This is a genomic window from Campylobacter gracilis (genome assembly GCF_001190745.1).
GTDB lineage: Bacteria > Campylobacterota > Campylobacteria > Campylobacterales > Campylobacteraceae > Campylobacter_B > Campylobacter_B gracilis.
Map to the genome: position 1 here is coordinate 290,793 of NZ_CP012196.1, position 24,370 is coordinate 315,162.

A 24,370-nucleotide genomic window follows, 5' to 3' on the forward strand; every position below is an offset into this window, starting at 1 on the left:
ATGGCAAAGATCACGATCGACGGTAAAGCTTGCGAGTGCGACGAGGGCGAGTACATCTTGCAGGTCGCGCGTCGCTGCGGCGTTTTTATCCCTGCGCTTTGTTATCTAAGCGGCGGTACGCCGACGCTCGCATGCAGGCTTTGTATGGTCGAAGCGGACGGCAAGCGCGTCTATAGCTGCAACGCCAAGGCCAAGGACGGCATGGTCGTTTACAGCCGCAGCCCCGAGATCGACGCCGAGCGCGAGGCGATCACGCAGGTTTATTGTATCAACCATCCGATGGCGTGCGGGGTTTGCGATCAAAGCGGCGAGTGCGAGCTTCAAAATTTAGCTCATCTGATGCGCACAAATACCCAAAGCTACGCTATCCGCGATACGGCGCGCGAGGTGCAGGATTGGGGTTATTTGAGCTATGATCCTAGCCTTTGCATCGTTTGCGAGCGCTGTATCACCGCCGCGAAGGACCGCTTGGGCGTAGATGCGTTTAAGCTCGTTCCGCGCGGCGGAGACGCGCTTAGTAAGGAGCAAAAGGACGCGATGCCCAAAGACGCCTACGCCGTGTGGAACAAGCTTCAAAAAAGCCTAATTGCGCGGGTCAACGATGAGGATGATTGCGTAAACTACGGCGAGAGCGAGGCGGTCTGCCCGACGGGGGCTCTGGTAGAGAGCGCGTTTAAATACGTTTCAAACGCCTGGGAGCTGCGTCAAATCCCCGCTTCCAACCCACACAGCAGCGATTGCGAACTGCTTTATTACGAGATCAAGCGCCGCGGCATAGGCGAGCCGCGTGAAAAAATTTATCGCGTTAGCAGCGACATAAATTTTAGCGTCCTGCATGCGGGAGCGCGCTTCGGCTGGGATTTTTCAAACGAGCAGGCGAGCAAAAACGAAGCGGTTTTTAGCCGTATCGTGCGCGGCATTGAGGACGGCGAGATCAAAAACATCAAATTTAATAGTTTCATCACCAACGAAGAAGCTCGGATTTTAGAACTTTTGCGGCAAAAATTTAAGCTCGCTCTGATTAACAATGAAGCGTTTGCGTATCAAAAGTTCCTGCGCGAATTTTCAAAATTTAGCGGCACGAAATTTTATAATGCGGATTCGCAGACGATTAAAAATAGCGATTTCATCGTAGTTTGCGGCACATTTTTGCGCAGCGACGCTCCAAATCTGGGCTATGCGGTAAACAGCGCCTGTAAGCTAAATAAGGCAAGCGGAATTTATTTCCATCCGTTTTGCGATGAGGGCATTAAAGGCTTTGGTAAAAATTTTATCCATCAGCCGCACGCTGCGGGCTTGGAGGCGCAGATCCTGCTTTGGATCTTGCAGAAATTCGGACGCGATCTGCCTGGGTGGCTGGATGCGAAACTCGCGGCGGAATTTGAAATTTCGCGCGCCGCGGCGAAGCAAAATTTAGACGAGAAATCCGCGGATTCGCAAAATCCTGAGAATTCTACGGAGGCAAATGGCGCCGAGAATGTTGCGAGTGAGAGCGGTGCCAAAAATTCCGCAAGCGCGGATGGCGCTGAAAATCCTGCAAAAAATTCCGCGCAGAATTCCGAGAATCCCGCGGAAAGTAAAATTTCAAATTTTGCCCGCACGCTCGGGCTGGACGAGCAGAAAGTGGATGAGCTTTTAGCTAAAAAGGAGAGTTTTTCGCTCATCATCGGCGAGGATTTTATCCGCACGCCAAATAGCGCTACGCTCGCGCGCCTAGCGGGTTTGGTGCAGCGCTACACGCCGCTAAAAGTGCTAGTAGTGCCGCCGCGCACGAATAGCCTTGGCGTCGCACTCATCTGTGAGCTTAGTGCGCAAATGAGCGCGGGCGAGACGCTAGGCTACAACGAAGCGGGCAATATAAGCTTCGGCGTGCTGGAAGCCGATCTGGACGCGCCTAGCTTGGTGCAGCAGGAGGGCACGTTTACGAACTACGACAAGCGCGTAGTGCCTACTAATGCGGCGCTTGATTATGGCGGTTACGAGCTAAACGATATCGCCTGTGCGCTGGGAGTTTGCGCGGAACACGCGATCAGCTATACGTCAAGCTTGGGCGCGGATTTTGAGCCGATTAAATTTGACGATTTAGAAAATTTTTACGACAACGGCGGCGCAAACCACCGCGGATATGGGCTGCGAAACGAGGAGCTCGCCGCTAGCGAGGAGGAGTTTGAAATTTCGCTTTCAGCGCCGATTAGCGCGGGCGAGGGCGAAATTTTAATCTATGAGGCGAATCCGCTGCATCAATTCAATAAATTTAGCGGCGCAAGCAGCGCTCTGGGCGAAGCGGGCGCGCTGTATCTAAGCCCTAGCATCGCCGAAAGCTTGGGCGTAAGTGCAGGCGACGTCGTTAAAATTTACCAAGCGGACGATGCGGGGCATAATGAAAAAACTAGCGGCGCAGGCAAAACGGGCGTTGCTAGCAACGAAAGCGACAAAGGCGGCGCTGGTCGTGCAAAAAAAGCGGATCGTGCAAGCGGTGCTCGCAAAGCCAATGCCTTCGGTGATGAAAATGGCGAAAGCGGCGCAACCGGGCTCGTAAACTTAAAGCGCGAAATCGTCGCTAGCGTAAAGATCGATCCAGGCTTTAGCGGGGCGTATCTGCCGTATTTTGACGAGAAGCTGCGCGGCGAGATATTTTTCAAAACCTCGCGCTACGCCGGCGTAAAAATCGAGAAAATTTCAAATTCTAAAGGAGAGGGCAGATGAGCGATAGTGCATTTTATTTCGTAGCCACCGTCTTAAAGGCGCTCGTGATTTTAGCCGTCATCGCGCTGCTCTCGGGGCTTGCGACTTACGCCGAGCGTAAGGTGCTTGCCTACATGCAGCGCAGGATCGGGCCTTCTATGGTCGGGCCTGCGGGGCTTTTGCAGGTGGGCGCGGATATGATAAAGCTTTTTACCAAAGAGGACGCTATCCCTGCGCGAGCGAATAAGCTTCTTTTTAAAATCGCGCCGATCATATCGGCTACGGGAGCTTTCGTGGCGCTTTCGGTAGTGCCGCTGCTACCGGAGTTTACGATCGGCGGGCGGACGATACAGCCGATTTTAAGCGATATAAATGTGGGAATTTTATTCCTGCTCGGAGCTAGCGGCACCTGCGTTTATGGTCTACTGATCGGAGGGCTTGCGAGCTACAATAAATGGGGCACTATAGGCGCGTTTCGCGCGTTTTTGCAGATCACCTGCTTTGAGGTGATAAATGGGCTTAGCCTAATCCCTATCGTGATGATCACGGGCTCGCTCTCGCTTATCGACATCGTAAGCGCGCAAAGCGGCGGCATAGATAAGTGGTTTATCTGGAAAGAGCCCGTTTGCTTCGCGCTCTTTCTCATCGCAGCCTTTGTAGAGTGCAACCGCACGCCGCTGTGTCTTACCGAAAACGAAACCGAGATCGTAGCGGGTGCGGGTACGGCGTATTCTGGTATGCGCTGGGGTATGTTTTTTATCGGCGAATACGCCAATATCATAACTTACTCAGTCGCTACGACGCTGCTGTTTTTGGGCGGATTTAACGCGTTTTGGTTTATCCCTGGCGGCATTATGATGGTGTTAAAATCAAGCCTCGTGTTTTTCTGCTTCCTATGGGCGCGCGCGGCGTGGCCGCATCTGCGCCCCGATCAGCTGATGGGGCTTTGCTGGAAAGTCTGCATGCCGTTAGCTCTTGCTTGCGTGCTAATTACCGCGCTAGCGATCGTTTAAGGAGGGTGCGATGGCAAGATACGTCCAGATCGACAAACGAGCCCCTATTAAATCCGGCGGCGATAAGCTTCGCAGATTCCTAGCCCGCACCTTTAACGGCGAGCTTTTCGTGGGGCTGTGGGTGGTACTAAAAAATATGTTTAAGCGCGGCGGCTCGCACACGCTTCGATATCCTATGGAAAAATTTGTCATGCCGCCTAGATACCGTGGCGTGCACAAGCTTATGCGCCTGCTTGAAAGCGGCAGCGAACGCTGCATCGGATGCGGTTTGTGCGAGAAGATCTGCGTGGCAAACTGCATCGCGATGGAGACCAGCCTCGGCAGCGACGGCCGCAAAAAGGTAGATAACTACTCGATAAATTTAGGGCGCTGCGTCTATTGCGGGCTTTGCGCGGACGTCTGCCCCGAGATCGCTATCGTGCACGGCTGCGAATATGAGCTTGCGAGCGAACAGCGCGCGTATTACGGATTTAAAGAGGATCTTTTAATTCGCGGCGAAAATTTATGTTTAAACGGCGCGGCGCAGGAGTTTGCGGGCTACGGCAGCCTGGATGAAAACGCAGGCGCGCGGATCAAGGTGACGCCGAACGCCTATATAAAAAGCGACGCCGCAAGCGACGAGCCAAACTTAAAGAACGCGGATTTAAATTTAAAAAGCGCTGCGGAAAGCTCCAAAAAAGAGGGTGCCGCTAGCGATAAAATTCTATTTTCAGGCGCGGGCTTAAGCGGCGAAATTTTAGCCGAGCGGCAAGACGCCGAGCAGGCGAGCTTAAGGGAAAGCTCTGCCGCGGACGCCGAAAATTCTAAAGAAAATTCCGCGGACGCTGAAAATTCTACGCTTGATTCGCAGCGAAATTCCAAAGAAAATTCTGCTTCGCAAAGCGCAGAAGACTCCGTTACGGATAGTAAAAATTTTGCGGAAAATTCTAAAGAGAGTTCCGTCGCGTCGCATGCTGAAAATTCTGTCGGCGATTCTACGGAAAATTTTAAAAATAATTCCGCTACAAACGACGATTCTTCGGAGAATTCCAAAGAAAATTCCGTTCCGCAAGACGCGGGAAATTCCGCCGCGCGAGGCAAAAAATCTAAGGCGAATTCCAAAAAAAATTCTACTGAGGGCGCTGAAAATTCTACGCTTGATTCGGCGCGAAATTCCAAAGAAAATTCCGCCTCTCAATGCGCCGAAGATTCCGCCGCGCAGGGGGAGGAGCAATGATACAAACGCTTGCATTTTATTTTTTCAGCGCGGTTTGCCTGGCGCTTTTCGGCATCAGCGTTTTTAGTAAAAACGTTCTTTACGCCCTTAGCGCGCTGGCCGGCGGCATGGTATTTATGAGCGGATTTTTCTTCTTGCTGGATGCGGAGTTTTTAGGCGTAGTGCAGATCATAGTTTACACAGGCGCCGTGATCGTGCTTTACGGCTTCGCGCTGATGTTTTTGGGCGCGGATAAAAACGTAAACGAGCCGAAAAAGGGCGCAAGGCTATTTTTCGCGCTTAGCGGCGTGATCGCATTTTTGCTCGTGATTATCGCGCTTGGCGCGGTGGTTGCGAACAACGTAGAAACGCTTAAAATTTTAAACACCGACGATACCGAGGCGCTTGGGATGATTATCTTTACGAAATATCTGGCGATTTTTGAGCTTGCCGCCGTGATGCTGCTCGTGGCGATGATCTGCGCTATCGTGCTTGCGCATAAGCAGATGGACGCGAGCCTGACATACGAAGAGAGCGAGGGATAAAATGGGTCTAAATCACTATCTGATCGTCGCTGCGATGATGTTTGGGCTCGGGCTTGCGGGTATGATGAAGCGACGGAATTTAATAATGCTCTTTTTTTCGAGCGAAATTTTATTAAACGCCGCAAATTTAGCCCTCGTCGCCGTAGCGAAATTTTACGACAACATAAACGGCGAAATTTTTGCACTTTTCATCGTCGCAATCGCTGCGAGCGAGATGGCCGTGGGGCTTGGACTACTCATCTTGTGGTATAAGAAAACGGGCAGCATCGAACTTGACAGCTTCGTAAATTTTAAAAATCCTTCCAAGGATGGACCGGATGCTTGATACCGTTTTTGTGTGGCTTTTAATCGCCCTTTTCGCACCGCTTGCCTCGGCGATCTTCGCAGGCGTTTTCATTCGCGCCAAAGATAAGATGTTTATTGGCGTAATCTGCTCGGCGCTGGTGATTTTAAGCACTATCGCGTCGCTTGCTTTGATGGAGCTCGTCTCTGACAACCGCCTAATCAGCGTAAGCTTAGCCGATTTCATAAGCACCGGATTTTTGGACGCAAAATTTAGCTTTCTCATAGATAGCGTAAGTGCGGTGATGATGGTGGTTGTAGGCATCGTATCCAGCGTCGTGCATGTGTATTCAATCTACTATATGTGGGATGATGAAAACTTCGCTAAATTTTTCAGCTTCCTGGGGCTTTTCGTATTTTCGATGCTGGTTTTGGTAACGAGCGATAATTTTTTAGGGCTTTTCATCGGCTGGGAGGGGGTCGGACTCTGCTCGTGGCTGCTGATCGGCTTTTGGTATGATAGGAGCAATTACAGCTGGTGCGCCAACGAAGCTTTCATAATGAACCGTATCGCAGATCTTGGGATGCTGCTTGGAATTTTTTTGATCTATTTGAGCTTCGGCTCGCTGCGGTATGAGGTAGTGTTTGCAAATGCGGCGGGCTTGGAGCCTGAAATTTTAACCCTGATCGCAGCGCTTTTATTTATCGGCGCGATGGGCAAAAGCGCGCAGTTTCCGTTTCATACCTGGCTAGCCGACGCGATGGCTGGTCCGACGCCCGTATCTGCGCTCATTCACGCAGCGACGATGGTTACGGCGGGCGTTTATTTGGTGGTCCGCGCAAACTCTATTTTCGCACTTGCGCCAGAAGTAAGCGGCTTTATCGTCTGCTTGGGCGCTTTCGTGGCGGTTTTTGCGGCATCGATGGCGCTGGTTCATAACGATCTTAAAAAAATCATCGCCTATTCCACGCTCTCGCAGCTTGGCTATATGTTTGTGGCTGCGGGATTCGGGGCGTATTGGATCGCGCTATTTCATCTGGCGACGCATGCGTTTTTCAAGGCGCTTCTATTTTTGGGCGCGGGCAATGTAATGCACGCGATGAAGGACGATCTAAACATCCAAAATATGGGCGGATTATATAAGTTTATGCGGCCTACGGCAATTTTAATGTGTATAGGCTCGCTCGCGCTTTGCGGATTTTATCCATTCGCGGGTTTTTTCTCAAAAGATAAAATTTTAGAAGCGGCGTGGAGCGCGGACGCGTATTTTATCTGGGCGCTTCTGTTTGCAGGCGCTGCGATGACGACATTTTACAGCGTGCGGCTGATAATGCTCGTGTTTTTCGGTAAGGCAAAATACTCGCACCATCCGCACGAGGCGAAAGGATTTGCTCTCATCGCGATGGGCGTGCTGGCCGTGCCTGCGGTGATAGCGGGCTTTTTTGAGCACGATTTTGCGGAGTTCGTGCTTAGCATACTGCCGGGCTTTAAAATTTCAATTCCGCACGGCGTAGAGGTAATTTTGATCGCCCTAACGCTAGCGATGATAAGCGCGGTGGCAATCGGAACGATTTGGACATACGGCAAGGGTAAATTTAGCCTGAATTTAAAGAACTGTAAATTTTATAAAATTTTGATCGCGCAGTATTTTATCCCGCAAATTTACGAGCGCGTGATCGTGCGCGGATACGAAAGGCTTAGCGAGATCTGCGCTAAATGCGACGGCGCGATCATAGACGCCAGCGTCGATCTGATCGCTCGCGTGGCGGTAAAAAGCGGCGAGGGTGCGGATCGCGTAAGCAATAGCGGAGATTTGAGCGCAAATTTAAGGTGGATGGTTTTGGGATCTTTCATTTTGCTGATTTTGGCGTTTGCGCTGTGAGGTGGGCATGGAATACTTTTTAAGTTTGGTTATATTTTTCCCGGCGGTAGCTGCGGTTTTGGGTTTTTTGATCGACGAAGCGAGCATCAAGACCTACGCCGTTACGATGAGTTTTATAGAGTTCGTGCTTTCGCTCGTTTTGTGGATACTCTACGAGCCGGTGGACGGCATCGCATTTAGCGTACTGCACCCTTTCATAAGCGAATACGGCATCAACTACTTTATCGGTGTGGATGGAATTTCGCTGTTTTTAGTGATCCTAAGCACGCTGGTTACCTTTTTGGCGCTACTTAGCCTAAGTATCAAAGAGCGCGCCAAAAATTTAATCATCTGCATTCTGTTTTTAGAGATGACGATGGTGGGCGTTTTCGTGGCGCTGGATGCGATTTTGTTTTACATCTTTTGGGAGCTTTCGCTCATTCCGATGCTCTACATCATCGGCGCGTGGGGCAGCGGCAAAAGAATTTACGCTGCGGTAAAATTTTTCATCTACACCTTCCTAGGCTCGATGTTTCTACTCGTTGGACTCGTAGCGATGAGCTATTTCTATCACGAGGCTACGGGAGAGTATAGCTTTAATATCCTAAACTGGCAGAGCCTATCGTTGCCGCTTGGTACGCAAATTCCTCTATTTTTGGCATTTTCGATCGCCTTTGCGATCAAGACGCCTTGCTTTCCTTTTCATACCTGGCTTCCGTACGCGCACGGGCAGGCTCCTACGATAGGCTCGGTTCTGCTTGCCGCCGTGCTTCTTAAGATGGGCACATACGGTTTCGTGCGATTTTCGCTACCGCTGTTTCCGGATGCGAGCGTCTATTTTAGCGGGATGATGTGCGCCGTAGCGATCGTTATGATCGTCTACGCGAGCTTCATCGCCTTTGCGCAAAAGGACATCAAACAGGTAATCGCGTATAGCTCGATCGCGCATATGGGCGTCATAATGCTTGGAATTTTTTCAATGAGCCGCGAAGGAATTAGCGGAGCGGTATTTTTGATGATCAGCCACGGTATCGTAAGCGGCGGGCTTTTTATGCTCGTGGGCTTTTTGTACGACCGCAGGCACACGAAGCTTTTTGGCGAGTTCGGCGGGCTTGCGCGGGTGATGCCGCTTTATGCGTTTTGTTTTTGCGTCGTGCTACTAGGCTCGATAGGCCTTCCGCTTACGATCGGCTTCGTGGGAGAATTTTTAAGCCTTGTAGGAATTTTTAAAATAAGCTTTAGCTATGCGCTTTTGGGCGGACTCGGCATAATAATGGGCGCGATCTATTCGATGAATCTTTATAAAAAGACCTTCTTCGGCGCTCTCGTGCATGAGGAGAATAAAAAGCTAAGCGATCTAAATAGAACCGAGCTTTGCTCTATCATCCCGATCTGCGTGCTGGTGGTAGTGCTTGGTGTCGCGCCGAATTTAATGCTAAAGAGTATCGAGCCTAGCGTGACGCAAAGCCTTGAGCTGATGTTTAACAAAGCCTCTCAAACCGCGACCCGCGCCTATATGGAAAAAGCAAATTTTAAGGTAAGAAGCGATGCAAAATAATCTTTTAAATTTAGCCTCGATCGCGCCTATGGCGATACTCGGAGGATTTGCTCTGCTGATGCTCGCGGTTTCGCTTTTTGCGCGCACGCTATCGTATAAATTTTACGCCGTCATCACGATACTAGCACTAGCTCTGGGCTTCGGGCTCGTTTTTGGATACAACAGCGGCATACGCGGGCTTTTCGACGTGATGCTGGTGGACGGAATCGCGACGCTATCGATGCTTATCATGCTCGCAGGTTCGATATTTTTCATCTTTCTGTCTTTGGGTGCAAGAAGCGCGCACGAGTACCACACTGCGGAGTTTTTCGTGCTGTTTTTATTCGTGCTCGTGGGCTATGAGTTTATGGTCGCGAGCGAAAGCTTAATGATGATCCTCGTTGGGCTTGAGACGGGTTCGCTGGCGCTTTATACGCTAATCGCTCTTCATAATCGCGCCAGATCAGTCGAAGCGGCGCTAAAATACTTCATAATGGGCGCGCTGGGATCCGGGTTTTTCGCATTCGGAGCGGCGATGTTTTTTCTATCGACGGGCTCTATGGAAATTTCAAACATCGCGCAGATCGCTAAGAGTTCAAATTTACAAACCAGCGTCCTGCTTTTCGCCGCCTGCTCATTTATGATCGTCTCGATAGGATTTAAGCTCTCGCTGATCCCGTTTCATACCTGGACGCCTGACGTTTACGAGGGCGCGAGCTCGGCTATGGCGGGCTTTATGTCCGTAGTACCCAAAATCGCGGGCTTTGTCGTAGCGATCAGGCTGTTTGAAGCGCTGGGAAGTATCGGCGTGCAGTGGCTAAACATCGTGCTCTACGTCGTAGCGGTGGTTACGATGAGCCTAGCAAACCTTATGGCGCTCGTGCAGCGCGACGTCAAACGGATGCTTGCTTTTAGCTCCGTTTCGCACGCGGGCTTCGTACTCTGCGCGATCGTGATCGGCTCTACGCAGGCAAATGCGGCGCTTTTCACCTACTGGATCCTATACGCCGTGGCGAATCTCGGGGCGTTTGCCTTCATATGGTGCGTACGGCAAAGGCGCGCGCGCTCGTTAAATTTAAAATTTAAAACCCAAAGCGTCCCTTTAAATTTAAATGCAAACAGCGAGGAGAAGGAGAATTTTATCTCAAACACAAAGCTCTCTTTTTCGCAAAATCACGAGTTAGCAGACTCTGCCGATGAGTTAAATTTAGGCGGGAACGGACAAAATTTAGCTTGCGGCGAGCGGAGCTTTAAGGCAAGCGAGCAAAATTCCAAAGAAAACGAGCAAAATTTTAAAGCGAGCGAGCCCGGCGCGGAAGCAACCCTTTTCGGCACTGAAACTTGCGAGCCAGGCGCCGAAATTTGCGCGCAAAGCTCTAATTTCGCGGCTCGCTTCGAGCATCAGTTTGAGAAATTTGACGGACTGATCTGCACCCATCCGCTCTTTGCGCTATGCGCGGCGATCTTTATGCTCTCGCTTGCGGGTATTCCGCCGTTTAGCGTGTTTTGGGGCAAGATGTATCTGCTGAGCGCGGCGGTCAATTCGGGCTACTTCGCCCTTGCCGTCATCATGGCGGTAAATAGCGCGCTCGCGCTGTATTACTACCTGCGCCTCATCGTGCGTATGTTTTTGCACGAGCCGCGGGAGGACGCGGAGCTTGACGGCTCGCTGAGCGCGGTCTCGGTGCAGATAAAATTTGCCGTCGTGCTAGCTAGCGTAGCATGCGTGCTGGCGCCGTTTTTAGTGAAATTCCTAACCGGTGCGGTAAATAATTTCGTCTTTTTAAGCGGGTATTGAGCTAAAATTTTAAGCGCGAATTGAACCCATCGCGCTTTGCCAACAAGGAGAGATATGTTTTTGGGCGAGCTAAGTGCTGACGGCTACGGTTTTGCGCTGCTTGATGTGCGCGATTTGAGTGAGTTTTTAAAGGAGCGAAAATGCAGAGCAAAAAAGCTTCTAAGCTACTGGGACGCGCACAAGCAGCTGTTTTATGACGCCGTAAAGGGCGCTAAAGCTTTACCCTTCTACCCGCTTACGGTGCGCAGCTATGAGATCTTCGTTTGCATGGACGAGGAGTTTGCGCCGCCTGCGGGCTACGAAGTAGCTTTCAAGCGCGATAAGTTGTATTTCGCCCCGCAAAGCGACTCCGCGATCCTAGCGAGCTTCGATGCTTTGCAGCATCGTTTCGATAAGCTAAAAAGCGGCGAACTCGAGCTAGGCTATGAGTGTCAAAGCGGCGTTGCGGGCAAGATACGAAAATTTAATTCCACGCTCAAGCTCGGCTTGCAAAGCGGCACTTACGAGCTTTGCGCCCTGGGGCTAAAAAACAGCTCGCAGAACTTCGAGAAATACGGCTACGCCTTTATTTTCAAGCGCAATGCAAGCGCGGAAAATCAAAATTTCAGTAGGCTTGACAACGATAAATTTAGCTTTGATATTTGCGAAGGCGATTAAATTTAATCGAAATTTCGCGCCATGCAGGGCTTGAAGCATACCCGCAAAATTTTAAAGATGCGACCGGCGCGGTAAATTTAAAATCTAAATTTTACTTCCTTGTCCCGCTGCTTTCTAGCAAGAGTACAAATTTTGATAAATTTCGATTTTAAATCTCGCGGCGGAGGAGCTTTAAAATTTTACGCTTCAGCTCTTGCGGCGGCGCCGAAATTTTATCCGCAAACTGCGAGCGGTTGAAGGTACGTTGGCGCTTTGCAAGCTGTATTGTATGAAGGCTTACGAGCTGCTCGCACTGCGCCCGCGAGATCTGCCCGCGCAAAAGCTGCCCGCACTCCTTTAGCCCGATGCAGCCTAACGCCCTGCACTCCGCGCCGTAGCGGGCGAATAAAAACTCCGCCTCCTCCAAAAGCCCGCGCTCAAACATCGCCTTCGTACGTGCTTCGATGCGCTGCGCAAGCCACTGCTTAGGCGCGTCGATCTCAAAAATTTTAATATCCGAAATGACGGGCGGAGCGGTGTTCTCGCGCAAAAATTTACTCGGCGCCTCGCCGCAAAATTTATAGATGCTTAGCCATTTTTTTAAACGAAAGCTGTCCGACGCGCTAAATTTCGCGGCAAATTCCGGATCGATCCGCCGCGCTAGGGCGTAAATTTCATCGTTTGAAATTTCGCTTTTAAAATTGGGAACCTTCGGCGCTAGCCCGCTTAGCATCGCCTTTAGATAAAACCCGCTGCCGCCCGTGATTATCAAAGGCGCACCGCTACGCTCTGCAAAAGCCCGCGCGGCTGTGTATTCTTTGATAAACTCGCCGACGCTGAAGTACTCGTTTGGGTAGATTAAATTTACGCCGAAGTGCCTGATCTCGCGCAGCTGCTCCTCGCTTGGCTTAGCGCTTGCGATGTCGATTTGCCGGTAAATGCAGAGCGAATCCAGGCTCAAAATCACGGCGCCGATTTCGCACGCTATGCTTAGCGCAAGATCGCTTTTGCCGCTTGCGGTGGTACCGATGATCGCGATCTGCGGGCTTGCGTGCGAGTTTTGATTTTGGCTCAAGGCGTTTCCTTTCGTAAATTTTTCGTTCAAATTATATCAAATTTAGAGCTATTCTTACTTTTTTTTGATACAATGGTGCCCAAAATAAGGGGCGAAATGGCTAAATTTAAAGAAATTTTATCCGATATCAACGAATTAATAGTTTTTAAACACTCGGTTTTCGCGCTGCCGTTTATCTTTACGGCGATGATTACTGCGAGCAAGCTGCAAAACGGCTCGGTATGGTTCGGCTGGAAGCTACTTTTTTTAGGAATTTTATGCGCGGTAAGCGCAAGAAGCTTCGCAATGGCTCTAAATCGCTACTTGGACGAAGATATCGACCGCGCCAATCCGCGTTGCGCTTCGCGCCCCAGCGTGGACGGACGGATCGGACGCGGGAATTTGCTGCTTTTCATCATCGCAAACGCGGTGGTTTTCATAGCGATTTCGGCGCTTATAAATCCTTTGGCGCTTAAGCTTTCGATGCCGATTTTAGCGGCATTGGGCGGGTATTCATATTTTAAGCGCTTTAGCGAGACCGCGCATTTAATGCTAGGCTTTTGCTTAGGGCTTGCGCCGATTGCGGGAGCGATCGCCGTTAGCGGCACAATTCCGCTATGGTCGGTGCTGCTGTGCTTTGGAGTAGTATTTTGGGTAGGCGGCTTTGACGTGCTGTATTCGCTTCAAGATATGGAATTTGACCGCACGGCAGGGCTTTACAGCATCCCTGCGCTTTACGGCAAGGAAGCTTCGATGTTTATCTCTAAAATTTTTCACGCCGTGGCGGTGCTTTTTTGGCTGCTGTTTTGCGCGGCGGCAAATTTAGGCTTTTTTGCCTATCTTGGCGTGGCTGCGTGCGCGACGATCCTGTACTTTGAGCATAGGATCGTACGTAGTGATTTTAGTAAGATCGATCGCGCGTTTTTTACGCTCAACGGCTACTTGGGCATTGCGTTTTTCGCTTTTATTTTTGTAAATTTATTTTAAGGAACCCCTATGGATCTTAACACTATCATCATTTTAGGACTTTGCGTCGTTATATTTTTGATGTTTTTCGTCATATATTTTAAGGATAAGCAAGCGGATAAAAAATTCGAGCGATTCGATCAGGTGCTGACCGACGCTATGCAGGAAAATTATCTGCTTAAAAAGAAGGTCGAGGAGCTAAAAGAGATGATCGATTCGGGCGGCAAAGTCGCTCCCAATATCGATATAAACGCGATTGCCGACGTAATCGACGAGACGATAGAACAAAGACTAGACGTAGTGCCTACGATGATCGACGAGCGGGTAGAAAAGCAGATCAGACCACTTCTGGATCAGCTTAAAGAGCTCATCGGCTCGGTAAGAAAATAGCCGGAGCAATATAAAAATAAAATTTTGCAAAATCGCTTTGTTTTTTATATAATCGCCACAAATTGATATTAAGGCAAAATATGCTAATTGATAAATTTGGACGGACGATCGATTATTTACGCATTTCGGTTACGCAGCGGTGTAATTTCAGATGTAGATATTGCATGCCTGCTACGCCGTTTAACTGGGTGCCGCGTGAGAATATTTTAAGCTTTGAGGAGATGTTTTTATTCGTCAAGGTTGCGATCGACGGCGGCGTGAAAAAGATCCGCATAACCGGCGGCGAACCGCTGGTGCGAAAGGGGATCGAAGATTTTATAAAGATGATCGCGGATTACGCCCCAGGTATCGATCTTGCGCTTACTACCAACGGATATTATCTCAAAAACTACGCGCGCGCCTTGAAAAACGCAGGGCTAAAGCGTATCAATATGTCGCTTGACTCTCTGCGTCCGGAGCGGGCTAAATTTATAGCTCAGCGCGGCGTGCTTTATAACGTCTTAGAAGGCCTTGACGCCGCGCTTGAAGCGGGATTAAAAGTCAAGCTAAACACCGTCGCGCTAAAAGGCATCAACGACGACGAGCTTATTTATTTGCTGGAATTTGCCCGCGAGAAGGATTGTCAGATCCGCTTCATAGAATTTATGGAAAACACCCATGCCGGCGATCTTACAGGTTTAAAATCAAACGAAATTTTAGATATTTTAAGGCGTAAATTTATCTTTACCGCTCTGCCGAAATCGCAAAGCTCGCCCGCGTCGCTTTACGCGCTCGGGGACGGCTACACCTTCGGCATAATCGATCCGCACAAGCACGATTTTTGCGAGAGCTGCAACCGTATCAGACTAAGTGCCGAGGGGCTTTTGATCCCTTGTCTTTACTTCGAGGACGCACTAAGTATCAAAAAGGCGGTCAAAGAGGGCGACATCGCCGCAGCCGCCGAAATTTTGGCTAAAATTTTAGCGAATAAGCCCGAAAAAAATCGCTGGCAGACGGACGCTTCGAATGAAATTTCAAGTCGCGCATTTTACGAGACGGGCGGATGAGGCTCGTAGAGAGCTTTTTAAGTATCCAAGGCGAGGGCAAATACGCAGGCAGGCTCGCGTTTTTCTTTCGCTTTGCGGGCTGCAATCTGCGCTGTGCGGGCTTCGGCGGTGAGCGCGTTTCGCCAAAGACCGGCGAGATCTTGCGCGGTTGCGATACGATCCGCGCGGTTTTTACAAATCACTTCGAGCACGAAGAAATTTTAAATCTAGCGCAGCTTTTGAATAAAATTTCAAATTTATCAGGTTCGTCCTGTTTCGCACCTGCTTGCTCTGCACCGGGTTTTTGCGCCGCCGAGTCTTTTTTTGAAAGCGATACGTTAAATTCCGCCGCCGCACAAACGCCTCCCCGTCCAAACGGTAGCGCAAAAAATTCTTTAAATTTAAAGAGCGAAAATTCTTTAAATTTCGCGGCGCAAAATTCTTCAAATTTAAATCCGCAAAGCTCCGCATCGCCTCAGAGCGCTAAGCTTCATCAAAAGCCGATCATCATTATCACCGGCGGCGAACCGATGTTACATCACAAGGAGGCGCTATTTTACGAGTTCATCTGCGAGCTGCTAGCACGCGGATACGAAGTGCATTTTGAGACCAACGGCACGATTTTAGTGGATTTTGAAAAATTCCCCGCCTACAAAAGCTCCGTCTTTGCGGTCTCGCCTAAGCTTTCAAACTCCGCCGAGCCGCGCGAACGCAGGTTAAACTTCGCCGCGCTGCGAAATTTAAAACAAAATGCGAAGGATAGTTTTTACAAGTTCGTCATCTCGCCCGAGTTTGACGCGCAGCCCGAGATCAGAGAAATTTTAGCGGCGTGCGAGAGCGAGGTTTATTGCATGCCGCGCGGCGCAGATCGTCGCGAGCTGGAAAGCGGCGCGCAATTTTGCGTGGATTTTTGCCTAAAAAACGGCTATAATTACTCCGATCGCCTGCACATTAGAATTTGGGGCGAGAAGGACGGGGTATGATAATCAGGAAATTATACGAATTTGAAAACGCTCACATCGTGCGCCTGTGCGGCTCGAAGCGGTGCCGCACGAGCATCCACGGCCACTCCTACAGATGCGAAATTTTACTTAGTTCAAATTTTTTGGATGAAGCGGGGATGGTGTATGACTTCGGTTACATGAAGCTCGGTATCCGCGAGCTTATCGATAGTTTCGACCACGCTACGACGATCTATGCGCGCGACGATGCGAGCTATATTGCGGATCTGAAAAAACACAGCGCGCGCTGGGTACAGATACCGCTAAATCCGAGCGCGGAGCAGTTTTGTAGAATTTTTTTCGTTCTAATTGACCGACTTTTGAGCCTAACTCAGATGCAAAACGGCGAGCGCGAAGTAAAGCTTCACAGCGTCATCGTGCACGAAACCGCGACCGGCTACGCGCAGTGCTTCCGCGAGGACGCCTACAACGCGCAGATGGGCGAGATCGCGCTGGAAGAGATAGAATTCTCGCCCGCCGTGCGCGAGGAGTGGAAGCAGCCGGAGCTTTGGCAAAAGCTTCTGTGCGGCGAAAAAATCATCTATCCAAAGGATTGCTGATGAGAAATTTCTTTAAATTTGGCGCGGGGTTTATGCGCGTTTTTGTCGCGTGCGCGATTTTCGTCTGCGCGCTTGCTTTGGGCGGTTGCGATGATGAGAAAAAGGACACCTTGCAAAAGCCGCCGGTAGATAGCGAGGTGCCGAAGGACGTACCCATCGCGCCTAGCGAGCCTAAAGTCGATATAAACGCCGATATGCTGCCGCTTCCGGTGACCGAATAGGACGGAGCGTTGAAAAATCGGCGGCTAAATTTGAAAATTTTTAAAATTTGCGTTGTTTGTATGCGGCGCGTAAGCGCGATTTTAATATCTTTTTTGCCCGTGCGATCTGTGCAGAAAAATTTTAAATTTTATAAAACTCTAACTGCGAAATTTCATTCTTGGCGCAAGAAATACGGCGCGAAACCAGAGTTGAGAGAGCGCGCGGTAAATTTTGACGCAACAAATAGCCGTGGCTGCTTTGGATGGTTTTTAAAATTTCAAAGGCGCGGAGCCGATTTGCTTTATCTCACACCGAAAAAATTTGTGTTGAAATTTGATCGTTTCGGCTCTAGCCGCGCAAAATTTTATCCTGCAAATTTAACCTCTCGGCGGAAGTGATGGATTATCTGTATCAAAGCGCCCTGGGTTTTCATAAGTTTTTCGCGCTAGCTACGGCGATTTTAACGATAATTTATCTGATTTTTACCCAGCTTAAGATCGATGCGGCGGCGGAATTTTGCTCGCGCGGCAAGGCTTTAAATTCTGCCGCCTCCGCGCCGCAAGCTGGGAATTTAAAGCAAAAAAGCAGATCGGGGCTTAGATTTCTTAGGCGCATCAGGCTGTTTTTGCCGATCTATTATTCGTGCATCGCGGCGCTGATAATCAGCGGAAGCGTGATGCTGCCGGTACTACGCTTTGATCTGAGCTTTAGAATTTATTTCATGGCGGCTGCAACGCTAGCGATGATCATACTTAGCGCGGCGTCGTACAAGCGGCTAAAAATCGCGTATCTGAGTCAAAACTTTGCGCCGTATCAGCGCAAAATGCGAGTGATTTTGGGGCTAAGCTTAGCGATAATTTTGATAGCGAGTGTTATTTGATGGTATATTTTTACGATAAGCTTGCAGGCGAACAGAGCCTAGTTTTGCAGAATGATCAGTTTTTACACCTAAAGGTCAGGCGAGCAAGGGCGGGCGAGCGCATAGACGTGCGAAATCTTGAGGACGGGGCGAGTTATCTATATGAGATCGTCGAAATTTCGCGCAAAGGCGCGGCTCTGAATTTAGTTTTTAAAAGCTCGGTTTTTACGCCGAGCCACGATTTTTGCGTCGCTTGGGCGGTCGTCGAGAGCGCCGTGATCGAAAAGAGCCTGCCTGCGCTAAACGAGATGGGCGTCGGGCGGCTTGTTTTGGTCTATGCCGATCTGTCGCAGAAAAACGTGCGGCTCGATCCGCAGAGGATGGAGCGGATTTTGATCAACTCGTCTCAACAATGCGGGCGAAATTCCATCATGCAGATCGAGGTCTTAAGCGGCTCGGACGAGCTAGCGCAAAGATATGAAAACGTAAGCCTGATCGATTTTGGCGGCAAGAACATCGACATTTTCGGCGGTGACGAGATTGCGTTCGTAGGCCCCGAGGGCGGGTTTTCGCCGCGCGAAAGGGAGAAATTTAAAAACGCCTATGCGCTTAATAGCCCTTATATTTTGCGCTCAAACACCGCGCTGATCGCAACTTGCGCGAAGTTGATGTTTTAAACGCTCGGCAAATTTTAAAATTTAAAAAGATCGCGCGCTTTAAATTTTGGAATTTAAAATTTACTCTGCGCGATCCGCTATGTTTATAGACGGCTTAACGTGCGACGCGTATTTGCCGAAGCGTATCTTTATGCGCTGTATTTTGCACGCCGCAGCACGCCGCGGTGAAATAAAATTTTACTCGCAAAACGGGCTAAATTTTAAAATTTTCGCGTCCAAAAAGCATGTTCAAAAAGTAAATTCGCGCTTTGCCCAGAGTTTTTTTAAAACCCTTTAAATTTGCTTTTTAGATAAAAAAGTTGTATAATCATTGCCTTTTAAAATCATCAAAAAGGATCAAAAATGAAAAAAGATATCCATCCAAACTTTGTCGAAACGACCGTTACCTGCGCTTGCGGAAACACTTTTAAAACGCGCTCGAACAAGGCCGAGATCCGCGTCGATATCTGCTCCAATTGCCATCCGTTTTTCACCGGCAGCGAGAAGATCGTAGATAGCGCGGGCCGCGTCGAGAAATTTAAGCAAAAATACGGAATGAAATAGTTGCTATATCTCATTCCTACGCCGATAGGAAATTTAAGCGATATCTCGAGCCGCGCGCTTGAGGTATTGCAAAGCTGCGAAATCCTAATCTGCGAGGATACGAGGGTTTCAAAAAAACTTCTAAACTTATTATCCGATAAATTTCAAATTTCATTTAAAATTTCACAGTTTTACTCTCTGCACACGCACAATGAAGCGGAGTTTTTCGCGAGCTTTAATCCGGCGCTTCTGCGCGAAAAAGCTTGCGCATACGTAAGCGACGCCGGCATGCCTTGCATCAGCGATCCTGGAATTGCGCTCGTAAAATTTGCGCAGCGAAGCGGCGTGCCTTACGAGGTGCTTAGCGGCGCAAACGCTCTGCTGCTCGCAGCCGCCGCAAGCGGGCTGGTGGAGAAAGAATTTAGCTTTTTAGGCTTTTTGAATAATGATGGCGCGCAGCGAAAAGCTCAGATCCTAAATTTAATGCAAAGCCCCTATCCGTGCGTGCTTTACGAATCTCCCAAGCGCGTGGTAAAGCTAATAGAGCAGATCGCGGGGATCGACGCGAAACGCAAAATTTTTGCGATCAAAGAAGCTACAAAAAAATTTGAAACAAAATTTTTTGGTAGTGCCGCAGAGGTCTTGCTAGAGCTAAAAAGCGCAAATTTAAACGGCGAATGGTGCGTCGTGATTGACGGCGCAGGCGAGAAAAGCTTTGAAAAAATCACGCAGGAAGATATTCTCTCGCTTGAGATCGCGCCGAAAATAAAAGCGAAACTGCTCTCAAAAATAAACGGCGAACCCGCCAAAGAAATATATAAAAATTTGATACGCTAAGTCATATTTTAACCGTTTTTCGCTAAAATCCCAAAATGATTATTTACGGCAAGCAGCTGTTTTTGCACCTTTTAAATCGGCATCCGCAGAAATTTATCCGCATCATCCTTGCAAAGGAGTGCGAGAAAGAAATTTTTAAAAAGATCGCCGCGACCGGCGTAAAAATCGAGCGCGCCGATGCGAAAAAAGCTCAAGCCCTCGCTCGCGGCGGCAACCATCAAGGCTTTTTAGCCGAGGTGGAGGAGTTTAGCTTCGGCGATCTAGCCAGCGTCAAAGACGATAAATTCGTGCCGATCCTTTATGGGCTTACCGATGTCGGAAACATCGGCGCGATAATGCGCAGCGCCTATGCTTTGGGCGCGGACAGCGTGATCGTCGTCGCAAATAATCTAAATATGGCAGGCGTAGTGCGCGCAAGTTCGGGCGCGGCGTATGAGCTAAACGTCGTTAAGGCCGCAGACGGGCTTAGCGTGCTAAACGAGCTTAAACAAAGCGGCTTTGAAATTTACGCCGCGAGTGCTGGCGGGACGAGCTTTAAGGAGTTAGAGCTCGGCGCGAAAAATGCACTCGTAATGGGAAACGAAGAAGAGGGGATACCCGCTAGGGCACTTAAAAAATGCGACTGCGCGGTATCGATAAAGATGCGCGAAGGCTGGGATTCGCTTAACGTAAGCGCGGCATTTGCGATATTATGCGATGGAATTTTAAATGGAAGAAATAAAAGAGAAGCTAAATAATACGGACGAGCAGGCGGAACAAACCGAGAAGCCGGAGCAAACACAGCAGCCAAAAAGCAGCGATCTAGATAAATTAAAATCTATGGATCTGATCGAGATAGCGCGTACGACGCGCATCGACGCGCAAAATTTAGAATACATCATAAACAAAGACTTTGAGAAGCTGGCAAATTTTAATGTTAGGGGCTATATTAAAATTTTAGAGCGCGAGTTCGGGCTGGATCTATCAGACTGGCTTAGCGAGTTTGAGAGCGCCAAAGCGAGCTTTGCGCCCGTTAAAAAGGCCAAAGTCGAGCAGGTTTATGGTCAAAGGGTCAGCCCTAACAAAAGCGGCAGCGGTTGGCTTTTATGGCTGCTTGCGATGGTGCTAATCATAGGCGCAATCTTTTATTTCGGACTTTATAAAAGCTTCGGCGAGTTTTTGGGCTCGCTTTTATGGGAGCAAAACAAAACCACCTACTCGGACGCCCCGATTGTAAACAATACTCAAAAAAAGCTTGAAAACATCGGTATCGACGTCGTTTCGCACAACGCTACAGATGAAAAATTCGCATTAAAGTCAGATGCCAATGCAGCCGCTGTTGCGGATGAAAATTTAAGCTCGCTTAATGCGCTGGACCGCTCTATCAGGATCGAACGCGCGAGCATTAAGACTGAGGAAAATTCTACCGACGAAAACGCCACGCAAAGCGCGCCCGCACCCAGCAAAGACATCGTGCTTAGCCCGCGCGGCAAGATGTGGATTGGCATCATTGATTTAAAAAGCGGCAAGAAGCGTGAGATGGTCATAAATGCCCCTTACGTCGTCGCTTCGCAAGGAGATGAGGAACTGCTAATCTCTACCGGTCATGGGATGTTTGAGCTCGGCAAAGCGGACGGCAACGTGAGCTTCAACGAAAAAAATACTCAAAAACTCCGCGTCAAAGACGGAAACGTCACTAAAATTTCAAACGATGAGTTTCTGCGCCTAAACAAGGGCAAGAAGTGGTAAAGCTCTCGCGCGCGCGTAGTTTTTCACTCGTAGGATTTCGCCGCTGCCGAGGGTAAAATTTCAGCTTGCTACGGTGCTCGGTTTAAATTTAACCTCGCGGCTGTAAATTTAAAAAGTTTGAATCGTGTTGCCTTGGATAAAATTCCAAGTGGCGTAGATAAAATTTAACGGTGCGATAAAATTTCAAGCGGTGCGGGCGCTTGAGGTAGAGCGCTAAATTTAAGAGGCGTCGTCCATGGCGCCGTGCAAAATGGAAGCTTTGATCGTTATCGTTTTGATCGGACGTAAATTTAAACAGCGTCACAAAGGACCGCGATGCTCTAAATTTAAACAATCAATGCCCCCGCGGTTTTTTAAAATTTTAGCGAGGCAAGGGTTTTAAACGCCTTAGCGATATAAAAGCGCCGCCGCATCGCTGCTAAAGCTTGAAATTTTAGCTTCCGTGCGGTACGAGCAGATCGCGCGTTTAAGGCGCTAAATTTTAAATAAAGCTTGAAAATTACTTTAAGATAAGAGGTTTGAGATGTTTGACGAAATCCGTTTTTCAAAAATCGAGCGTTTGCCCAATTACGTTTTTGCCGAGGTCAATGCCATAAAAATGGCGGCGCGCAGAGCCGGCGAGGATATAATCGATTTTTCGATGGGAAATCCCGATGGCAGGACGCCGCAGCATATAATCGACAAGCTTTGCGAAAGCGCGCAAAAGGATAAGACGCACGGCTACTCCGTAAGCCAGGGCATCTACAAGCTACGACTTGCGTGCGCGAATTGGTATAAGCGCAAATACGGCGTGATCTTAGATCCGGAAAGCGAGATCGTCGCGGTGATGGGCTCTAAAGAGGGCTTCGTGCATCTAACTAGCGCGATCGTAAATCCTGGCGATGTCGCGGTGGTGCCTGATCCCGCGTATCCGATACATACTCAAGCTTTCATCATCGCGGGCGGCAACGTCGTTAAAATCCCGCTTGCCTATGATGAGAATTTAAATTTTAATGAGAATAAATTTTTCATCGATCTGCAAAAAACCTTCGACGAGAGCATTCCGCGTCCAAAATATGTCGTCGTAAATTTCCCGCATAACCCTACCACCGTCGTCGTGCAAAAGAGCTTCTACGAGCGGCTCGTGGCGATGGCGCGGCAGGAGCGGTTTTATATCATCAGCGATATCGCTTACGCAGAGATCGCTTTTGATGATTACAAAACGCCGTCCATTTTTGAGATTCAGGGTGCGAAGGATGTCGCAGTCGAGGCGTACACTCTCTCTAAAAGCTACAATATGGCGGGCTGGCGCGTGGGTTTTGTTAGCGGCAACAAAAAGCTAGTCGCCGCGCTTAAAAAGATCAAATCGTGGTTTGATTACGGTATGTTTACGCCGATCCAAGTAGCCGCCACGATCGCGCTGGACGGGCCGCAGGAGTGCGTAGAGCAGATCCGCGCGAGCTATGAAAAGCGTAGGAATTTTTTGATTGACGCCTTTGCGGACGCGGGCTGGCAGATCGCTAAACCTAGCGCGTCGATGTTTGCGTGGGCGAAATTACCGCCTGCGGCGGCTCATCTAAGGAGTATGGAGTTTTCCAAGCAGCTTCTTACCAAGGCGCGCGTCGCCGTAAGCCCGGGCGTGGGCTTTGGCGCGGCGGGAGACGATTACGTGCGGATCGCTTTTATCGAAAACGAAAACAGGACCCGCCAGGCCGCTAGAAATATAAAAAAATATTTGAAAGAGATCTGATGAAGGTAGCGATTTTAGGCGTCGGCACCGTAGGTAGCGAAGTTGCAAACATTTTGATCAAAAACAAAGATATCATCCTTGCGCGCGCAGGCGTTAGCATAGAGCCCGTAATCGGGCTCGTGCGCGATACGAGCAAAAAAAGGGGCGTGCAAATTCCTCTTAGCAGCGACGCGCGAAGTATCATCGAGCGCGATGACATCGACGTTTTTGTAGAGCTTATGGGCGGGGTAGAAAAGCCCTACGAGGTCGTAAGTGAAATTTTAAAGCGTAAAAAGGCGGTCGTTACAGCAAATAAGGCGCTTTTGGCTTATCATCGCTACAAGCTCCAGGCTTTGGCGGGCGATACGCCTTTTGGCTTTGAAGCGAGCGTAGCGGGCGGAATTCCGATCATCAAAACCCTGCGCGAGGGCCTAAGCGCCAATCGTATCGAAAAGATAATCGGCATCGTAAACGGCACGAGCAACTTCATCCTTACGAATATGATGCAAAAAAACGAGAAATTTGAGGATGCGCTAAAGCGAGCTCAAGAGCTCGGATACGCCGAAGCCGATCCTAGCTTTGACATCGGCGGGTTCGACGCGGCGCATAAGCTTTTGATCTTAGCTAGCATCGCATACGGCGTGCACGGCGACCCAGAAGATATCCTAATCGAGGGGATCGAGGAGATCACGCAGGAGGATATCTATTTTGCGCGCGAATTCGACTTCATAATCAAGCTGCTTGCGGTAGCCAAGCGCGCGTGTGATAATAAAGTCGAGTTGCGCGTCCATCCTGCGCTCATTTCAAAGGATCAAATGCTCTCAAAAGTCGATGGCGTGATGAACGGCGTGAGCATCTACGGAGACTGCGTCGGCGAGAGTATGTATTACGGCCCTGGCGCGGGCGGAAGCGCTACGGCAAGCGCTGTTATAAGCGATCTTATCGATATCGCGCGCGATAATAAAAATCCGATGCTCGGCTATAAAATTTTGCCGAGTGAAAATTTTATGCAAATTTTGCCAAGCGAACAGATCCGCACGAAGTATTATTTCAGGCTGCGCGTGCGCGACGAGAAGGGCGTGCTGGCGAAGCTTACGAACATTATGAGCTTAAACGATCTTTCGATCGACAGCTTTTTGCAAAAGCCGAAGCTCAAAACGGATGAGGAAGTGACGCTGTTTTTCACGACGCATACGTGCTGTGAGAAGGATATCAAGCGCGCAATAAGCGTAATTAGCGGCGAAAATTTCATCACGCAAAAGCCTTTTATGATCAGGATCGAAAGCTAA

At 49.4% G+C, this 24,370-nt stretch carries 23 protein-coding genes and 2 pseudogenes; 24 read left to right on the plus strand and 1 reads right to left on the minus strand.

All coding sequences use genetic code 11. The features are described from left to right. The 9 genes and pseudogenes from CGRAC_RS01575 (at nt 1) to CGRAC_RS01615 (ending at nt 11,574) form a co-directional block, all read left to right on the plus strand. A complete protein-coding gene (locus CGRAC_RS01575; protein ID WP_005869762.1) occupies nt 1–2,706 on the plus strand; it encodes an NADH-quinone oxidoreductase subunit G in 2,706 nt (901 codons plus the stop codon). Beyond that, on the plus strand, nt 2,703–3,698 hold the full coding sequence (nuoH, locus tag CGRAC_RS01580) for an NADH-quinone oxidoreductase subunit NuoH (protein WP_005869759.1): 996 nt from the start codon (nt 2,703–2,705) through the stop codon (nt 3,696–3,698). Before CGRAC_RS01575 ends, nuoH begins: the two co-directional genes overlap by 4 nt. A 10-nt stretch (nt 3,699–3,708) precedes the next feature. Next, nucleotides 3,709–4,299 (plus strand): annotated as a pseudogene (nuoI, locus tag CGRAC_RS12380) (NADH-quinone oxidoreductase subunit NuoI); the annotation flags it as partial. A 611-nt stretch (nt 4,300–4,910) separates the two neighbouring features. Continuing rightward, nucleotides 4,911–5,438, plus strand: coding sequence for an NADH-quinone oxidoreductase subunit J (locus CGRAC_RS01590; RefSeq protein WP_005869755.1), 528 nt, complete (start codon nt 4,911–4,913; stop codon nt 5,436–5,438). Nucleotide 5,439: 1 nt separating this feature from the next. Beyond that, nucleotides 5,440–5,763, plus strand: a complete 324-nt coding sequence (gene nuoK, locus CGRAC_RS01595) for an NADH-quinone oxidoreductase subunit NuoK (RefSeq protein WP_005869753.1) — start codon at nt 5,440–5,442, stop codon at nt 5,761–5,763. Next, nucleotides 5,756–7,603 carry an NADH-quinone oxidoreductase subunit L gene (gene nuoL / locus CGRAC_RS01600; protein ID WP_005869751.1) on the plus strand — a complete coding sequence of 616 codons (1,848 nt, stop codon included), beginning with the start codon at nt 5,756–5,758 and terminating at the stop codon, nt 7,601–7,603. Before nuoK ends, nuoL begins: the two co-directional genes overlap by 8 nt. Nucleotides 7,604–7,610: 7 nt before the next feature. Next, entirely contained in the window at nt 7,611–9,140 is a 1,530-nt protein-coding gene (locus tag CGRAC_RS01605; protein WP_005869749.1) for an NADH-quinone oxidoreductase subunit M, read from the plus strand. Continuing rightward, nucleotides 9,130–10,917, plus strand: coding sequence for an NADH-quinone oxidoreductase subunit N (locus tag CGRAC_RS12385; protein ID WP_005869747.1), 1,788 nt, complete (start codon nt 9,130–9,132; stop codon nt 10,915–10,917). The genes CGRAC_RS01605 and CGRAC_RS12385 overlap by 11 nt, the downstream gene beginning before the upstream one ends. Nucleotides 10,918–10,971: 54 nt before the next feature. Further along, the gene (locus tag CGRAC_RS01615; protein WP_005869745.1) at nt 10,972–11,574 is read left to right on the plus strand and encodes a hypothetical protein; all 603 of its coding nucleotides are present in this window, start codon (nt 10,972–10,974) and stop codon (nt 11,572–11,574) included. Between the two features lie 148 nt (nt 11,575–11,722). On the opposite strand, the gene miaA is transcribed toward CGRAC_RS01615, so the two are convergent. After that, nucleotides 11,723–12,628, minus strand: coding sequence for a tRNA (adenosine(37)-N6)-dimethylallyltransferase MiaA (miaA, locus tag CGRAC_RS01620; RefSeq protein ID WP_005869741.1), 906 nt, complete (start codon nt 12,626–12,628; stop codon nt 11,723–11,725). Nucleotides 12,629–12,724: 96 nt separating this feature from the next. On the opposite strand from miaA, the gene mqnP reads away from it, so the two are divergent. The 15 genes and pseudogenes from mqnP to CGRAC_RS01705 all read left to right on the plus strand — a co-directional run bounded on the left by mqnP (nt 12,725) and on the right by CGRAC_RS01705 (nt 24,370). Further along, complete coding sequence (mqnP, locus tag CGRAC_RS01625; RefSeq protein ID WP_040303387.1) at nt 12,725–13,594, plus strand: menaquinone biosynthesis prenyltransferase MqnP; 870 nt, start codon at nt 12,725–12,727, stop codon at nt 13,592–13,594. A 9-nt stretch (nt 13,595–13,603) separates the two neighbouring features. Continuing rightward, entirely contained in the window at nt 13,604–13,963 is a 360-nt protein-coding gene (locus CGRAC_RS01630) for a hypothetical protein (RefSeq protein WP_005869739.1), read from the plus strand. Nucleotides 13,964–14,043: 80 nt separating this feature from the next. Next, nucleotides 14,044–15,009, plus strand: a complete 966-nt coding sequence (gene moaA / locus CGRAC_RS01635; RefSeq protein WP_005869738.1) for a GTP 3',8-cyclase MoaA — start codon at nt 14,044–14,046, stop codon at nt 15,007–15,009. After that, a pseudogene (locus tag CGRAC_RS11700) lies at nt 15,006–15,239 on the plus strand (7-carboxy-7-deazaguanine synthase QueE); the annotation flags it as partial. The gene moaA and the pseudogene CGRAC_RS11700, both read left to right, overlap by 4 nt. Beyond that, nucleotides 15,228–15,971: a 4Fe-4S cluster-binding domain-containing protein gene (locus tag CGRAC_RS01640; RefSeq protein ID WP_227940503.1), complete on the plus strand. Its 744-nt coding sequence runs from the start codon at nt 15,228–15,230 to the stop codon at nt 15,969–15,971. The pseudogene CGRAC_RS11700 and the gene CGRAC_RS01640, both read left to right, overlap by 12 nt. Next, entirely contained in the window at nt 15,968–16,549 is a 582-nt protein-coding gene (locus CGRAC_RS01645) for a 6-pyruvoyl trahydropterin synthase family protein (RefSeq protein WP_005869736.1), read from the plus strand. Before CGRAC_RS01640 ends, CGRAC_RS01645 begins: the two co-directional genes overlap by 4 nt. After that, nucleotides 16,549–16,770, plus strand: a complete 222-nt coding sequence (locus tag CGRAC_RS01650; protein WP_005869734.1) for a hypothetical protein — start codon at nt 16,549–16,551, stop codon at nt 16,768–16,770. Before CGRAC_RS01645 ends, CGRAC_RS01650 begins: the two co-directional genes overlap by 1 nt. Nucleotides 16,771–17,147: 377 nt before the next feature. Next, nucleotides 17,148–17,630 carry a hypothetical protein gene (locus CGRAC_RS01660; protein ID WP_005869731.1) on the plus strand — a complete coding sequence of 161 codons (483 nt, stop codon included), beginning with the start codon at nt 17,148–17,150 and terminating at the stop codon, nt 17,628–17,630. Further along, nucleotides 17,630–18,286 (plus strand): 16S rRNA (uracil(1498)-N(3))-methyltransferase, encoded by a 657-nt coding sequence (locus tag CGRAC_RS01665; protein ID WP_005869730.1) that lies wholly within the window; start codon nt 17,630–17,632, stop codon nt 18,284–18,286. The genes CGRAC_RS01660 and CGRAC_RS01665 overlap by 1 nt, the downstream gene beginning before the upstream one ends. Before the next feature lie 342 nt (nt 18,287–18,628). Further along, nucleotides 18,629–18,829, plus strand: a complete 201-nt coding sequence (rpmE, locus tag CGRAC_RS01675) for a 50S ribosomal protein L31 (protein WP_005869728.1) — start codon at nt 18,629–18,631, stop codon at nt 18,827–18,829. Continuing rightward, entirely contained in the window at nt 18,830–19,645 is an 816-nt protein-coding gene (gene rsmI / locus CGRAC_RS01680) for a 16S rRNA (cytidine(1402)-2'-O)-methyltransferase (protein ID WP_005869727.1), read from the plus strand. Nucleotides 19,646–19,680: 35 nt separating this feature from the next. Next, nucleotides 19,681–20,382: a 23S rRNA (guanosine(2251)-2'-O)-methyltransferase RlmB gene (rlmB, locus tag CGRAC_RS01685; protein ID WP_005869726.1), complete on the plus strand. Its 702-nt coding sequence runs from the start codon at nt 19,681–19,683 to the stop codon at nt 20,380–20,382. Beyond that, nucleotides 20,354–21,373, plus strand: a complete 1,020-nt coding sequence (locus CGRAC_RS01690; RefSeq protein ID WP_005869725.1) for a helix-turn-helix domain-containing protein — start codon at nt 20,354–20,356, stop codon at nt 21,371–21,373. The genes rlmB and CGRAC_RS01690 overlap by 29 nt, the downstream gene beginning before the upstream one ends. A 523-nt stretch (nt 21,374–21,896) precedes the next feature. Next, nucleotides 21,897–23,102 carry an LL-diaminopimelate aminotransferase gene (locus CGRAC_RS01700; protein WP_005869722.1) on the plus strand — a complete coding sequence of 402 codons (1,206 nt, stop codon included), beginning with the start codon at nt 21,897–21,899 and terminating at the stop codon, nt 23,100–23,102. Then, nucleotides 23,102–24,370 carry a homoserine dehydrogenase gene (locus CGRAC_RS01705; RefSeq protein ID WP_005869721.1) on the plus strand — a complete coding sequence of 423 codons (1,269 nt, stop codon included), beginning with the start codon at nt 23,102–23,104 and terminating at the stop codon, nt 24,368–24,370. The genes CGRAC_RS01700 and CGRAC_RS01705 overlap by 1 nt, the downstream gene beginning before the upstream one ends.

Bases quoted from the DNA above. Each gene is read 5' to 3' on its own strand.
- CGRAC_RS01575 (WP_005869762.1), top strand. From the start codon at position 1: ATGGCAAAGATCACGATCGACGGTAAAGCTTGCGAGTGCGACGAGGGC.
- nuoH (WP_005869759.1), top strand. From the start codon at position 2,703: ATGAGCGATAGTGCATTTTATTTCGTAGCCACCGTCTTAAAGGCGCTC.
- CGRAC_RS01590 (WP_005869755.1), top strand. From the start codon at position 4,911: ATGATACAAACGCTTGCATTTTATTTTTTCAGCGCGGTTTGCCTGGCG.
- nuoK (WP_005869753.1), top strand. From the start codon at position 5,440: ATGGGTCTAAATCACTATCTGATCGTCGCTGCGATGATGTTTGGGCTC.
- nuoL (WP_005869751.1), top strand. From the start codon at position 5,756: ATGCTTGATACCGTTTTTGTGTGGCTTTTAATCGCCCTTTTCGCACCG.
- CGRAC_RS01605 (WP_005869749.1), top strand. From the start codon at position 7,611: ATGGAATACTTTTTAAGTTTGGTTATATTTTTCCCGGCGGTAGCTGCG.
- CGRAC_RS12385 (WP_005869747.1), top strand. From the start codon at position 9,130: ATGCAAAATAATCTTTTAAATTTAGCCTCGATCGCGCCTATGGCGATA.
- CGRAC_RS01615 (WP_005869745.1), top strand. From the start codon at position 10,972: ATGTTTTTGGGCGAGCTAAGTGCTGACGGCTACGGTTTTGCGCTGCTT.
- mqnP (WP_040303387.1), top strand. From the start codon at position 12,725: ATGGCTAAATTTAAAGAAATTTTATCCGATATCAACGAATTAATAGTT.
- CGRAC_RS01630 (WP_005869739.1), top strand. From the start codon at position 13,604: ATGGATCTTAACACTATCATCATTTTAGGACTTTGCGTCGTTATATTT.
- moaA (WP_005869738.1), top strand. From the start codon at position 14,044: ATGCTAATTGATAAATTTGGACGGACGATCGATTATTTACGCATTTCG.
- CGRAC_RS01645 (WP_005869736.1), top strand. From the start codon at position 15,968: ATGATAATCAGGAAATTATACGAATTTGAAAACGCTCACATCGTGCGC.
- CGRAC_RS01650 (WP_005869734.1), top strand. From the start codon at position 16,549: ATGAGAAATTTCTTTAAATTTGGCGCGGGGTTTATGCGCGTTTTTGTC.
- CGRAC_RS01660 (WP_005869731.1), top strand. From the start codon at position 17,148: ATGGATTATCTGTATCAAAGCGCCCTGGGTTTTCATAAGTTTTTCGCG.
- CGRAC_RS01665 (WP_005869730.1), top strand. From the start codon at position 17,630: ATGGTATATTTTTACGATAAGCTTGCAGGCGAACAGAGCCTAGTTTTG.
- rpmE (WP_005869728.1), top strand. From the start codon at position 18,629: ATGAAAAAAGATATCCATCCAAACTTTGTCGAAACGACCGTTACCTGC.
- rlmB (WP_005869726.1), top strand. From the start codon at position 19,681: ATGATTATTTACGGCAAGCAGCTGTTTTTGCACCTTTTAAATCGGCAT.
- CGRAC_RS01690 (WP_005869725.1), top strand. From the start codon at position 20,354: ATGGAAGAAATAAAAGAGAAGCTAAATAATACGGACGAGCAGGCGGAA.
- CGRAC_RS01700 (WP_005869722.1), top strand. From the start codon at position 21,897: ATGTTTGACGAAATCCGTTTTTCAAAAATCGAGCGTTTGCCCAATTAC.
- CGRAC_RS01705 (WP_005869721.1), top strand. From the start codon at position 23,102: ATGAAGGTAGCGATTTTAGGCGTCGGCACCGTAGGTAGCGAAGTTGCA.